Genomic DNA, 13,843 nt, shown 5'->3' with positions numbered 1-13,843 from the left:
CACAGTCATGAATACCAATGTCATCAGCCTCGTCTCCATCGGCGCCCACCCGACCTCCGGTCGGCCACGTCGCGCCGAACAGGATGCGCGCGCCGTGGAACTGGGCCTGCAACTGGCCGGGGATAACCTGCAAGTGCTGCATGCCGGGGATATCGCTGAACCGGCGCTACGCGCCTATCTGGGCATGGGCCTGGAACAGATGCATGTGCTGGAGCAACCGGCCGGCGCCGATGCGTTGCCGGCGTTGACCGCTTATTTGCGCGATGCCGGCGCCCAGGTGGTGCTGACCGGCAGCCAGGCGGAGACCGGCGAAGGTTCGGGCATGTTGCCGTTTCTGCTGGCCGAAGGGCTGGGCTGGCCGCTGGTGGTCGGGCTGGCGCAGGTCGAGTCGATCGGCGACGGTTCGGCGCTGGTGCTGCAAGCGTTGCCTCGTGGGCAACGTCGCCGGCTGAAGGTGCGTCTGCCGTTTCTGGCGACTGTGGATAACGCCGCGCCCAAGCCTCGGCAAAGCGCCTACGGCCCGGCCCGGCGCGGGGTGTTGCAGGCGCAGGAAGTGCAAGTGGTGGACGATGAATTGCTGGCGGTGGCGAGTCTGCAACCGGCCAAGCCACGGCCGAAGCGCTTGAAGGTGATCAAGGCCAAGAGCGGCGCCGACCGAATGAAAGCGGCGACGGCCAAGGCCAGTGGCGGCGGTGGTCAGGTACTCAAGGGCGTGACGGCGCAGGCGGGGGCCGAGGCGATTCTCAAGTTGCTGATTGAAGAAGGCGTCGTCCGCTGACAAAGTGCCTCACCTCAGCCCTCGGGGAGAGGACTGAGGTGAGGGCAGCGGTCTGTTGTCAGGGCCGAATCCGGACCTTACCCACAATCCCTGTTGGCGACTCTGTGGATAACATGTTCGCCTATCCCCCGACCCCACGCCAATCAAGCCCTCCAGCCCTGCGATCAAAAAACAACCAGGCTAACTCGCGGTTTTTCCACCTATTTTCTTCACAGCGACGATCCAAGTTGCCCCCAATCTCTGTTGGCGCTTTTGTGGATAAGATGTTCGCTATCGGCTGTAACCCATACAATCCGTGGCCTACAGGTGTTTGTTCAAAAAACGATCAAATTCCGCTGCGAGGCTCGATAACCTTCCCAGAGCCCTCGATTTTCCCCAGCCGGCGGTGCTTTTCCACAGCGCTGCGAAACTTACCCCCGATCTCTGTTGGCGCTTCTGTGGATAAGGTGTTCGCCATCCTCTACAGCCCTTATAAAACGTGGCGTTCAGGAGAAAGATCAAAAAATAGTCAATCCGTGGGGAAAACCTTGATTCTTGATAAGTCGAGGATTTTCTGAGGCTGGCTCAGTAAAATCTGGACGCAGAATCGGGTTGTTCAGCATTGCTGCGGATCTAAATGTGGATAACTTGAACAGGATCACATTCAGCCTGAGGAGCGCGCCGGCTGACCGGGTTCTTTGCTCATATCTGGCGCCAGGCGGTTCCCGCACAGCGGTTGTTGAACGGCGCGCGGCAGCGTATCCGGATATATAGCAAATACAAATAACTTCAGGTTCCTTTGCGTATATCTGGCGGTTTGACATTACTTTGTTTGCCGACTTTAATCTCCCTCGCGATGAAGTGAACAAGGTTGTTCAACACGTTTTTCTCATGCCTCTGTGCAGGAGTCATGCAATGGATTGTTTCACGCGAATCAACTAATAACGTTGTCCATAAAACGCTTTCCGCTTAATGGCCGCTGATTGAATGGCGCGATATCGCGTATCTGGAAGTTTATATCAGCTACCGATGAGCGAAATGTCGGGAAGGAATGGCGAGCCTGTCCAGGATGTTGGTGCATGCTCGATTATATGGCGAACTGGTAACACCCAATTTACAAGGAGTTATGGAAATGTCTAAAGCAGCCAAGTCCGAAGTAAAGTCCGTTGCCGCCGCAGCGGTCGCACCGTCCAAAGGTGCGTATGTTGAACTGTTGAATGAGATGCGCACCCACGCCAAACAGCGTTCCGCGGGCTCCGCACGTGGTGTGCTGATGGCGTCCCCGCATTTGCAGCAGATTCATTTGCGCAGTCTTTACGTCAGCACCAACAGTTCCAATGATCCGGCGGTGAGGTATCTGGAGCCAAAGGCGCGGGAGGCCGGGGAAGGGCAGGCGGATCAGTCCGAGACTGAATTGACCAAGGCCACGGAGGCCTTTGAGAACTCAGGTTCGACGGATACTTCGGATTACAAGAAAAAGCTTGAAGAACTGCGCAAGCGGGATCAGGAAGCGGCCAATAAGCGTATCGACAAAATGTACGATGAGGCCATTGCGCAAATAGACAAGTTTCCGCAAAGCGGCGATGCGGTGGTCGGCTTCATGGAAACGTTTGGTGGTTTGTTCAATGCCGTTCTGGACAAGATCACCGACTTCTTTGTCGAAGTAGGAAAAAATATCCTTAATTGGCTGAAAAATGTTTGGGAAAAAATTACCAGTACCTTCAATTCGGTGGTCAGCTGGATTACCGGCTGGTTCTCCTGATGAATAAGCCAGTAGGGCCGCCACCGTTCATTAATCCTATTGAAGGTGAGTGGTGTCGCGCATTGAATCTCGAAGAAAACAGAGCGCTTGTAGATAATAAAGCGAAACTGGATGTTCTTCGTCAGCGCGATAAGAAAAGAACCGAAGAACGGATCGATCGTTTATACGATGAGTTATTGATAAAAGTTGACCCCGACTATAAGCGGCCGCCCGACTCTTCCGACATAAACCGCATTTATTCGCTGGCGCAGAGCATTATTAGCTCGTGGAACTGGTGAACCAACGATTCAGGAGTGCTAAAGACCGATGCCCGGTTGCGCAGGGCATCGGTTTTTTTGCGGGATGCAGCGGCGTCATTTTCAATTTATCCCCATAAGCGGTGGATGGACGTGTGGATAACTTGTTCGCCAAACCCGGCAAGCCCTGTCTGTCATAGTCAAAATGGCGATTGCTCACATTTCGTACAGTTCTAAGGGCGTGCCTTGACTTCGAATCCTGCGCTGTCTTCACTGCAATGGCACAAGGACAGCCGTCACTTATCCACATCAGGTTCTGGGAGAACGCATGATGGATAGCCGCCCGCACCGCCATCGCCCCTCGCCGCGCAAGCGCACGTTACGTCGCGCCACCAATCAGCGCGCTCGTCTGTAGCGCCGGATTTCCGCCCAAACCGTTTGCTGCCGCCGGTTCACACCGGAGGCCAGGTGCTCGTTCGCCCATTGATTGCAGGCAACCGCAGAGTTGCCCCATCAGCCTGAGAGAGGAACCCCCTCATGACACGGATATCAACGCCTATCAGCGAGATCAAAGAACACTACGACGTGATCGTCATCGGCTCCGGGTACGGCGGTGGTATTGCCGCGTCGCGGTTGTCCCGGGCCGGGCGACGGGTGTGTCTGCTGGAGCGGGGCCGGGAGATCCAGCCCGGCGAATACCCCAACACCATGATCGCCGCCACCGAGGAATTGCAGGTCCATGACCCGGACGGCCATATCGGTTCACGCACCGGGCTGTTCGACCTGCACGTCAATGCCCAGCAGAACGTGGTGGTCGGCTGCGGCCTCGGCGGCACCTCGTTGATCAATGCCAACGTTTCGCTGGAGCCGGAACCCGGTGTGTTCGACGACCCGCGCTGGCCGCTGGAAGTGCGCGAGCATCGCGACACGCTGCTCAGGGATGGCTACGAACGGGCGCGGGAGATGCTCAAGCCCAACCCCTACCCGAGCAGCGCGCCGAACTTGCCCAAGCTCGATGCCAACAAAAAATCCGCGGATTTCCTCAAGCAAGGCGCGCATTTCTACAAGCCGCCGATCAACGTGACCTTCGACAAACTGCCGAACAACCTCAACCATGTCGGCGTCGAGCAACTGCCGTGCAACCACTGCGGTGACTGCGTCTCGGGCTGTAACAACAAGGCCAAGAACACCACCCTGATGAACTACCTGCCGGACGCCTGGAACCACGGCGCGGAGATTTTCTGCCAGGCCGAGGTGCGGCATCTGGAGCGCAGTGGCGATGGCTGGATCGTGCATTTCCAATACCTGGACAGCGGCCGCGAGAAGTTCTCGGCGCCGACCCTGTTCGTGAAGGCCGACATCGTCGTGGTGTCCGCCGGCACCCTCGGCTCTACCGAAATCCTCCTGCGCTCGCGGGACAAAGGCCTGGCGATGTCCGGCCAGCTCGGCGAGAACATGAGCGGCAACGGCGACATCCTCGGCTTCGGCCACAACTGCGAACAGACCATCAACGGCATCGGTTTTGGTGCGCATTCGGCCAAGGAACTGAGTCCGGTCGGCCCATGCATCACCTCGATCATCGACATGCGCACCGAAGGCGACTGGCGCAGCCGCATGGTCATCGAAGAAGGCTCGATTCCCGGCGCCCTCGGCCGGCCGATGGTGCCGGCAATGGCCGGGTTTGCCGAACTGATCGGCAAGGCCACCGACACCAGCCTCGGCGGCAAGATCAAATACAAGGAGCGTGAAGTCGAAAGCTTCCTGCGCGGCCCGTATCACGGTGCGCTGCACGGCATGCAGACCTACCTGATCATGAGCCACGACAGCGGCAACGGGCGCATGCTGCTCGACAGCAAGGATCAGTTGCGCATCGACTGGCCGGGCGTCGGCGAGCAGGAGAACTTCAAACTCGGCAACGAGCGGCTGTACCAGAGCACCAAGGCCCTGGGCGGCGTCTGGGTGGAGAACCCGATCTGGACCAAACTGCTCAAGCACAGCATCGTCTCGGTGCATCCACTGGGCGGTTGCGTGATGGGCGAGGACGCCGCGCAAGGCGTGGTCAACCACAAGGGTCAAGTCTTCAGCGGGGCCAGCGGCAAGGAGGTGTACGCCGGTCTGTATGTGACCGACGGCGCAGTGATTCCAACGTCGCTGGCAGTCAATCCGCTGTTGACCATCTCCGCCGTGAGCGAGCGCAACATGGGCCTGCTGGCCGCCGATCAGGGCTGGCACATCGACTACAGCCTGCCGTCGGCACCGCGCAAACCGGTGGCGCCGCCGACCCTCGGCGTGCAGTTCACCGAAACCATGAAGGGCTATTTCTCCCGGGCCTTCACCGCTGCGCAAAGTGACGATCTGAAGGTCTACGAGGCCGCCGCCAAACGCGGCGAGGCGGACAATTCGCCGATCGACTTCACCCTGACCATCACCGCCAACGACCTCAACCGGATGATCAAGGAGCCGGAACATGCCGCGACGATTGTCGGCACGGTCAACGCACCGATGCTCTCGCCGCAGCCGCTGACCGCCAGCAATGGCGTGTTCAACCTGTTCGAGCAGTACGAGCAGCAAGTCGATACGCGGCACATGAAATACGACATGAAACTGACCGCCGAGGACGGCAACGACTACTACTTCAGTGCCTTCAAGACCGTGCCTGAAGACAACGGCGTGCTGAATATCTGGCACGACACCAGCACCCTCTACGTGACGCTGTATCGCGGGCCGGACAAGACCGGCGAGGTGATCGGCTCCGGGGTGATGCACATCCTGCCCGCCGATTTCGCCAAGCAGATGACCACCATGAAAGTGCTCAACGCGCGCAACGAGCGTGAGCGCATTGAAGGCCTGGCACGCTTCGGCAAGTTCTTCGCCGGGATCCTCTGGGAAAGCTACGGCGGGGTGTTTGCCGGCGACATTTACTTCAACCCGGACGCGCCGCCACGGTTGAAACGGCCGCTGGATGCGCCGCCGCCGAATGTGCATTTCTTCCCCACCGAGGATGGCGTCGAGCTGCGTCTGACTCGCTATCAGGCCGGCAGCAAAGGGCCGGTGATGCTGGTCCATGGCCTGGGCGTGGGTTCGAACATCTTTTCCACCGACACCATCCATACCAACCTGCTGGAATTCCTCTGCAAGCATGAGTACGACGTGTGGCTGCTGGATTTCCGGGTGAGCATCCTGCTGCCGGCAAGCAAGAAGGAATGGAACGGCGATCAGATCGCCCAGTACGACTTCAAGGCTGCCATCGGGCAGATCCAGCAACAGACCGGCGCCAAAGACGTGCAATGCGTGGTGCATTGCTACGGCGCGACGACGTTCTTCATGTCGCTGCTGGCGGGGCTGCAAGGCGTGCGTTCGGTGGTCTGCTCGCAGATTGCCGCCGACACGGTGGTTGCCACCGCGACCGGTCTGAAGGCCGGCCTGCACCTGCCGGGCATGCTCGACGCCATCGGCATCAAGTCGATGACCGCTTACGCCGACAGCAAGGAAAACTGGTTCAACCGGCTCTACGACAAGGCCCTCAATGGCTACGCACGGATCGAGGCCCAGGGCTACTGCACCAACCCGGTGTGCCACCGCATCACCTTCATGTACGCCTCGCTGTACCGCCACGACACCCTCAACGAAACCCTGCACGACAACCTGCACGAGCTGTTCGGCGAGTCGAACATCGAAACCTTCGAGCACCTGGCGCTGATCGTGCGCAAGGGGCATCTGGTGGATTTCAAGGGCAACGACGTGTACATGCCGCACTTCGACCGGTTGACCATGCCGATCTGCTTCATCAGCGGCGCGGAAAACCAGTGCTACCTGCCGGAAAGCACCCTCAAGACCTATCAGCGGGTCTGTGAAAAACACGGGCCGGAGCGCTACAGCCGGCATGTGGTGCCGGGCTATGGCCACATCGATTGCATGTTCGGCAAGAACGCGGTGGTCGATGTGTATCCACTGATCCTTGAACACCTGGAGAAAACGGCCAACGGCTGACTTCAGACTGAGTCGACTGCTTCGCGAGCAAGCTCGCTCCCACAAGAGCACCGCATTCCAATGTGGGAGCGGGCTTGCTCGCGAAAGCGACAGGTCTGGCGCTGCATCTCTGTGGTCTGCACAAGGAAATGGATGATATGGACAGCTATATCCGCTGGTTTCAACGCTTCATCTGGCTCGGCATTGCCATGAACATGGTGTTTGCGATCCCGGCGCTGTTTGCGCCGGGGTTGCTGACATCGGTGGTCGGCCTGCCGCCGCAACTCTCCGATCCGTGGCTGGAAAACGCCGGGATGCTGCTGGTGGGCATCAGCGTGTTCTACATGCCGTCGGGCTTCAACGCGCCGCGCTACGTGGTGCATTCCTGGCTCTGCGTCCTGACGCGGCTGATCGCCGTGGTGTTCTGGATTTACCTGATCAACACCAGCATCCAGGGTTCGGTGTTCGTGCCGATGCTCATGGGTGACCTGAGCTTTTTCCTGATCCTCGGCATCCTCCTGTACCTGGGCAACACCCCGGAAAACCGGCCGCTGGCGTTGCTGTGCAAGGGCTGGCGCGAGTGGAAGGCCGGTTGGGCGCGACGCTGGCAGAGCCACGGGTTCAAGGTCGGCACATTGGTCGTGGTGGCGGTGCTGGGGTTCATCGGTTACGAGACCTGGTATCAGATGTTGCGGGTGGTGCCGGAGCAGCAATACGCCTCCGACGAAGATCACTACAAATACGCCGCCATCGGCCTGGGTATCGAGGCGCGGATTCCGTATTACCTGTTCTCCGTGTTGCCGCAGATGTGCCCGGAAAAAATGCCCAAACCCGGTGGCTGGGAAGTCTTTGGTTTCCTGTTCGAGAACGGCAACGACCTGCCGATCGGCATGGCCAAGCGGCAGATCGGTTACCCGACCGTCGAGCCGAACTGCGCGCTGTGCCACACCGGCTCCTACCGGGCCAATGCCAGCGACGTGGCGACCAACGTGCCGAGCGCCCCGGCCAATACCCTGCAACTGCAGGCCTTCCAGTGGTTCGCCTACGATTGCGCCAGTGATCCGAAATTCACCACCGATGCGCTGATGACGGCGATCAATGCCAAGTTCCAGCTGGGCTTTTTCGAGCGCATCTACAACCGCTACCTGATCATGCCGATGGCCAAGACTGCGCTGCTCAAGCAGAAACAGGCCTACGCCTGGCAGAAACTGCGGCCGCCACAGGGGCCGGGGCGTACCGACACCTTTAACCCGACGAAAATGGTGGTGTTCGGCTTCCCGGATGACTCGACCATCGGCACCGTCGATCTGCCGCAAGTGTGGAACCAGAAGCCCCGGGAGTCGATGTACCTGCACTGGGACGGCAATAACAACAAGATCCACGAACGCAACTACGCCGCCGCGATGGCCGTGGGCGCGACGCCGGAGTCGGTGCTGCCGCCGAGCTTCAATCGCGTGACCAACTGGCTGCTCGGCCACAAGGCACCGGCCTGGCCGTGGGCGCTGGATCAGGCGAAAGTCGCGCAGGGCAAACCGATCTGGGAAGCCAACTGCGCCGGTTGCCATGACTTCGGTCGCAGCGACACCGGTCAGGTGACCACCCAAATCGACCAGTTAGGCACCGATCAGCACCGGCTGGATTCGTTCACCACCGGGCTGGTGGCGGCGTTCCACACCTTCAAGAAACCGCCGTTCGACTTCGGTGCCTACCGCAAGACCCAGAGCTACAGCAACACCCCCACCGATGGCGTCTGGCTGCGTGCGCCGTACCTGCACAACGGCTCGGTGCCGACCCTGTGGGACTTGCTGCAACCGCCGGAAAAACGTCCGCAGGTGTTCATTACCGGCTCCGACATCTACGACCCGGTCAACGTCGGTTTCGTCACCAGCGGCGCCCAGGCCAAAGCCTCCGCCGACTTCAAGTACGACACGCGCCTGGAGGGCAATCACAACAGCGGTCACCTGTACGGCACGACGCTCTCCGACGTCGATAAACGCGCCCTGATCGAGTTCATGAAAACCCTGTGAGCCCTTACGGATAGAGGATTACGCCATGTCAGCGGTCGGTCATCTGAAACACGAATACGACAAGGTCAAAGTACGTCTGCACGGCTTGCTCACGCGGGTGGAAATGGCCTGGATGAAGCTCATCAGCGATCTGGAGCCCAAGGAGTTCGAAGCGATCATCAAGTTGCTGCAGCGCGGGCACGATCAGGCGCAGTACGTGCTCAAGCACGGCGATCTGCCGGACGACGAACCGGGCGTGCCGTGGGAGCTGGCCCACGGTCTGTCGATCCTGCGCATCGGCAATGCCACGCCGCTGCCGCAGTCCACCGATCAGTTGCAGACCCGGGTGCTGAAGGACGGCACGTTGCTCGGTTGTCGCAAATGGGAACTGCTGGATCTTTTGTGGAGCGAGGCGCTGCTCAAGTGGATCGAGAACCTGCGCCATCACGCGACCTTCGGCACCGACCCGGCGATGGTGACGATGGCGCGCGACGTGACCCTGGCGATTGCCGGCGACTGGGGCACCGGACCGTTCAACAGTCACGCCCCGGCGGTGGCGGTGGCCAACCAGATGCAACTGGCCAATGCCGACTTCACCATCCACCTGGGCGATGTGTATTACGCCGGCACCCACTCCCAGGAAGACACCGACATGGCCGGTTGGCCGATGGGCACCCACGGCTCGTTCACGCTCAATTCCAACCACGAGATGTACAGCGGCGCCCATGGTTACTTCAAGGAACTGGCGCACCGGTTTCCGGGACAGCAGGGCACCAGTTATTTCGCAATGGTCAACGATGACTGGCTGATCGTCGGGCTGGACACGGCGTACGCCTCGGACGTGATGAACCTGTACATGGACGGCACCCTGAACAAACCGCAGATCGAGTGGATGAAGGCGCTGCCCAAACGCAAGAAGCTCATGGTGCTCAGCCATCACCAGGGCTTCGACATCACCGGGCACAACAAGACCGCGCTGTATCAACCGGTGTGCGACGCCCTCGGCCGCGAGCCGGATTACTGGTACTGGGGGCATCTGCACAACGGCATCGTCTACGCGACGCAGGGCGGGTTGCATGCGCGGTGTGCCGGGCATGGTGCCATTCCCTACGGCACCACCAGCCAGTTGAACGGGCATTCGCGGGTGCTGTTTTCGGAAACGAAGAATGCGCAGGATCCGTCGTATCCGGATCGGGTGCTGAACGGCTACGCGAAAATCAGGCTGGTGGGGGAGGAGATTTTCGAGGAGTTCATCGGCGAGGATGGCAGCGTGCGCTGGTCATCCAGATGATGCAGTGAATGTGAGGGGCCTATGCGCGGGCAAGCCCGCTCCCACAGTGGTCGGTGGTGTACACCGTACCCTGTGGGAGCGGGCTTGCCCGCGAAGCTGTTGCTTTTAGCCTTGCACCGGCACGCCTTTGAGATAAGGCGCCGGCTCGGCCCCGAGGTTGTTCAGCATCCGCTCGCTGTACCAGTCGACGAAGTTGACCACGCCGAACTCATAAGTCTTGGAATACGGCCCTGGCTGGTAAGCGGTGGAGTTGATCCCGCGCTGGTTCTCTTCGGCCAGACGACGGTCCTGGTCGTTGGTCGCGTCCCATACCTTGCGCATGCGCTCGACGTCGTAGTCCACGCCCTCGACCGCGTCCTTATGGACCAGCCATTTGGTGGTGACCATGGTTTCCTGAGCGCTGATCGGCCACACGGTGAAGACGATGATGTGGTCGCCCATGCAGTGGTTCCACGAGTGCGGCAGGTGCAGGATGCGCATCGAACCCAGGTCCGGGTTCTTGATCCGGCCCATCAGTTTGGCGCAGCCCTGTTTGCCGTCCATGGTCATCGACACGGTGCCCTTGAGCAGCGGCATGCGCACGATACGGTTACGCAGGCCGAAGCTGGCGTGGGCGTAAGGGATTTTCTCGGCGTCCCAGGCAGCGGCGGAGGCGGCGACGTGATCCTTGAACGCCTGGTCGGCGCGCGGGTCGGTGACGTCGTCCCATTCCAGCAGGGTTTTCAGCAGTTCCGGGTGCGAACCGTTGCAGTGGTAGCACTCGCGGTTGTTTTCCAGCACCAGCTTCCAGTTGGCCTTTTCCATCAAGGTGGTGGTGATCGCCACCTTGGTGTTCTCCATGTCGTAGGGTTCCATGTAGTGGTTCAGGGTCGACAGGAAGTCATCGATGGCCGGTGGGTTCTCCGCCAGGCTGATGAAGATATAGCCACCGGCGGTCTTCACGTTCACCGGTTTGAGGCCGTACTGGTTCATGTCGAAGTCGGCGCCCATTTCGGTGCCGGCGAACAGCAGGCGACCGTCCAGTTCATAGGTCCACTGGTGGTAGTGGCAGACCAGTTTGGCGACCTTGCCCTTGTCGCTGGTACACAGACGCGAGCCACGGTGGCGGCAGACGTTGTGGAACGCATGCACCACGCCTTCGGCGCCACGAATGACAATGATCGGGTTCTTGCCGATCTGCAGGGTCAGGTAGTTGCCCTTGGCCGGGATTTCGCAGGTCATGCCGGCGATCAACCACTCTTTCTGGAAGATCTCCTGCATGTCGATATCGAACAGCCGCTCGTCACTGTAGAACGGTTGCGGCAGCGAGAAGGTGCGCTCGCGCTCTTGCAGCATTTGTGCGGTGGCCTTGCGTGCGGGTTCCAGCGGATCGCCCAGGCTGATTTTTGCGGTGACGTCCATCGATGTATTCCTCAAGGCCATCTGCGTGGCCGCGAAAGTGGCTGATCAGGGTTGCTACGCAAGGTGTAAGGAAAGCGTTTTGTGTTGGGGCGAGTGTGGGGCCGGCGCAGGGTGGAACCTTATCCATGGGCGACATGGTGCAATCTGTTCCCGACGCGCAACCCCCGGTGGTTGGCGGCTGGTCGCGATAAGTATGTCAATGTCGCGGATAGGTAAACGGACGGTCTGCGCTATACGCAAAATCGCCGACATGAGGCCGGCAGTCGGCCGTGGAGAACAGCATGTCCAACAACTTCCTGAATCCGGTCACCACCCAGACCTGGGCCAATGGCCGACACATTGTCCGTTGCGTCAAAGTCATCCAGGAAACCTGGGATGTGCGCACTTTCTGCTTTATGGCCGACCAGCCGATCCTGTTCTTCTTCAAGCCGGGGCAGTTCGTGACCCTGGAGCTGGAAATCGAAGGCCAGCCGATCATGCGTTCGTACACCATTTCCAGCTCGCCGTCGGTGCCGTACAGCTTTTCGGTGACCATCAAGCGCGTGCCGGGAGGCAAGGTCTCCAACTGGTTGCACGACACTCTGCACGAAGGCCAGGAGCTGGCGGTGCACGGTCCGGTCGGGCTGTTCAACGCCATCGACTTCCCGAGCCCGAAAGTGCTGTACCTGAGCGGTGGCGTGGGCATTACGCCGTGCATGTCGATGGCACGCTGGTTCTACGACACCAACGGCAACGTCGACATGACGTTCATCCACAGCGCCCGTTCGCCGAAAGACATCATTTATCACCGCGAGCTGGAACACATGGCGTCGCGGATCGACAACTTCAGCCTGCACCTGATCTGTGAAAAGCATGGCCTGGGCGAGCCGTGGGCCGGGTATCGCGGCTACCTCAATCACAAGATGCTGGAACTGATGGTGCCGGACTTCCTTGAGCGCGAAGTGTTCTGCTGCGGCCCGACGCCGTACATGAACGCGGTCAAGCGCCTGCTGGAAAACGCCGGCTACGACATGAAGCGCTACCACGAGGAATCCTTCGGCGCCACACCACCGGAAGCTCGCGCCGATGCGGTGGAGCAGGCCGAACAGGCGGCGGAAGCACCGGAAGTCGATGCGGCGGACCTGCATCTGGTGGAGTTCACCTCCTCGGACAAGAGCATCCGCGTGGCCCCGGGCGAAACCGTGCATGCGGCGGCGGCCAAGGTCGGCCTGATGATCCCGAAAGCCTGCGGCATGGGGATCTGCGGAACGTGCAAGGTGCTCAAGCTGGGTGGTGAGGTGGAGATGGATCACAACGGCGGGATCACCGAGGACGACGAGGCCGAAGGGTACATTCTGTCGTGCTGCAGCGTGCCTAAAGGGGATGTGCGGATCGAATACTGATCGGCGTTGGGGCGGCCCCTGCGCTAGGTTTACCCCTCTCCCCAGGGAGAGGGAGCCGATTTGTAAGCTTTTCAGATCCTGAGTTCGACTCGGTATTTCACGTCGGCGTACCCCGGATAAACACCTGGGTCAGTTCCCTCTCCCTTTGGGAGAGGGCTAGGGTGAGGGGAGGGGCTCACGGACACACTGATCAATCGACAAACAAATCCGTCATCAACTTCGCATCACTCTCTGGCTCAAAGCGGTAATGATCAAACCCGGTCACGCCGCTCTCCCGCAAAATCTCCTCATCAATCAACAACCGTCCGGTAATCGCCCGCCCGCTGCTGCCCAGAATCACCTGCGCCGCATCCGCCATGATCGCCGGCGTCCGTGCATGCCTGAACGACTCCCGGTTGCCCAGCTGAAACTCGATGGCCGCCGTGGCGATCATGGTCTGCGGCCACAATGAATTGACGCTGATCCCGTAATTGGCGAACTCCTCGCTCATGCCCAGGGTCAGCATGCTCATGCCGTATTTGGTCACGGTGTAGGGGCTGTACTGGGCGAACCATTTGGTCGCCAGGTTCAGTGGCGGCGACAGGTTGAGAATGTGTCCGGCGGATTTTTTCAGATAGGGCAGGGCCGCCTGGCTGCACAGCAGCACCGCGCGGGTGTTGATCTGGTGCATCAGGTCGAAGCGCTTGAGTTCGATGTGTGCCACCCCGGTGAGCTTGATCGCCCCGGCGTTGTTCACCAGCGCATCGATGGCGCCGAAATGTTCATTGGCCTGGGCCAGCGCCTGGCGCACCGCGTCTTCATCGCGCACATCCACTTGCAGGGCCAGGGCCTTGCCACCCGCCGCCTCGACTTCTTCAGCGACACTGTGAATGGTGCCGGGCAGCTTGGGATGCGCTTCGGCGCTCTTGGCGGCGATGACGATATTGGCCCCGTCCCTGGCGGCGCGCAGCGCAATCTCACGGCCGATGCCACGGCTGGCGCCGGTGATGAACAGGGTTTTGCCTTGTAGCGACATGCGGATGCTCCTGCTTATTGTTAT

General features: G+C 60.1%; 9 protein-coding genes. 7 read left to right on the top strand and 2 right to left on the bottom strand.

Features of this window, described 5'->3' with window-relative positions; all coding sequences use genetic code 11:
* Nucleotides 1-7: 7 nt before the first annotated feature.
* The 6 genes from N8H74_RS00600 to N8H74_RS00575 all read left to right on the top strand — a co-directional run bounded on the left by N8H74_RS00600 (nt 8) and on the right by N8H74_RS00575 (nt 10,021).
* Nucleotides 8-778, top strand: coding sequence for an electron transfer flavoprotein subunit beta (locus tag N8H74_RS00600; RefSeq protein ID WP_262145824.1), 771 nt, complete (start codon nt 8-10; stop codon nt 776-778).
* 1,111 nt (nt 779-1,889) lie between these two features.
* Nucleotides 1,890-2,519 (top strand): hypothetical protein, encoded by a 630-nt coding sequence (locus N8H74_RS00595; RefSeq protein WP_262145823.1) that lies wholly within the window; start codon nt 1,890-1,892, stop codon nt 2,517-2,519.
* The gene (locus N8H74_RS00590; protein WP_262145822.1) at nt 2,519-2,797 is read left to right on the top strand and encodes a hypothetical protein; all 279 of its coding nucleotides are present in this window, start codon (nt 2,519-2,521) and stop codon (nt 2,795-2,797) included. The genes N8H74_RS00595 and N8H74_RS00590 overlap by 1 nt, the downstream gene beginning before the upstream one ends.
* Nucleotides 2,798-3,292: 495 nt before the next feature.
* Nucleotides 3,293-6,745 (top strand): GMC oxidoreductase, encoded by a 3,453-nt coding sequence (locus N8H74_RS00585; protein ID WP_262145821.1) that lies wholly within the window; start codon nt 3,293-3,295, stop codon nt 6,743-6,745.
* A 137-nt stretch (nt 6,746-6,882) separates the two neighbouring features.
* Nucleotides 6,883-8,751, top strand: a complete 1,869-nt coding sequence (locus N8H74_RS00580; RefSeq protein WP_262145820.1) for a hypothetical protein — start codon at nt 6,883-6,885, stop codon at nt 8,749-8,751.
* A 25-nt stretch (nt 8,752-8,776) separates the two neighbouring features.
* Nucleotides 8,777-10,021 carry a metallophosphoesterase gene (locus tag N8H74_RS00575; protein ID WP_217829520.1) on the top strand — a complete coding sequence of 415 codons (1,245 nt, stop codon included), beginning with the start codon at nt 8,777-8,779 and terminating at the stop codon, nt 10,019-10,021.
* Nucleotides 10,022-10,126: 105 nt separating this feature from the next.
* On the opposite strand, the gene gbcA is transcribed toward N8H74_RS00575, so the two are convergent.
* Nucleotides 10,127-11,422 (bottom strand): glycine-betaine demethylase subunit GbcA, encoded by a 1,296-nt coding sequence (gene gbcA, locus N8H74_RS00570; protein WP_217829521.1) that lies wholly within the window; start codon nt 11,420-11,422, stop codon nt 10,127-10,129.
* A gap of 281 nt (nt 11,423-11,703) precedes the next feature.
* On the opposite strand from gbcA, the gene gbcB reads away from it, so the two are divergent.
* Entirely contained in the window at nt 11,704-12,804 is a 1,101-nt protein-coding gene (gbcB, locus tag N8H74_RS00565; RefSeq protein WP_217829522.1) for a glycine-betaine demethylase subunit GbcB, read from the top strand.
* Nucleotides 12,805-12,994: 190 nt separating this feature from the next.
* Here the strand turns inward: gbcB and N8H74_RS00560 are convergent, their stop codons facing one another.
* Nucleotides 12,995-13,819: an NAD(P)-dependent oxidoreductase gene (locus N8H74_RS00560; protein ID WP_262145819.1), complete on the bottom strand. Its 825-nt coding sequence runs from the start codon at nt 13,817-13,819 to the stop codon at nt 12,995-12,997.
* Nucleotides 13,820-13,843 lie beyond the last annotated feature (24 nt).

Source organism: Pseudomonas sp. B2M1-30 (genome assembly GCF_025447575.1).
In the GTDB taxonomy this organism is placed as follows: Bacteria; Pseudomonadota; Gammaproteobacteria; order Pseudomonadales; family Pseudomonadaceae; genus Aquipseudomonas; species Aquipseudomonas botevensis.
The sequence above is the reverse complement of the archived record's forward strand: the minus strand, read 5'-3'. Positions and strand labels throughout refer to the sequence as shown.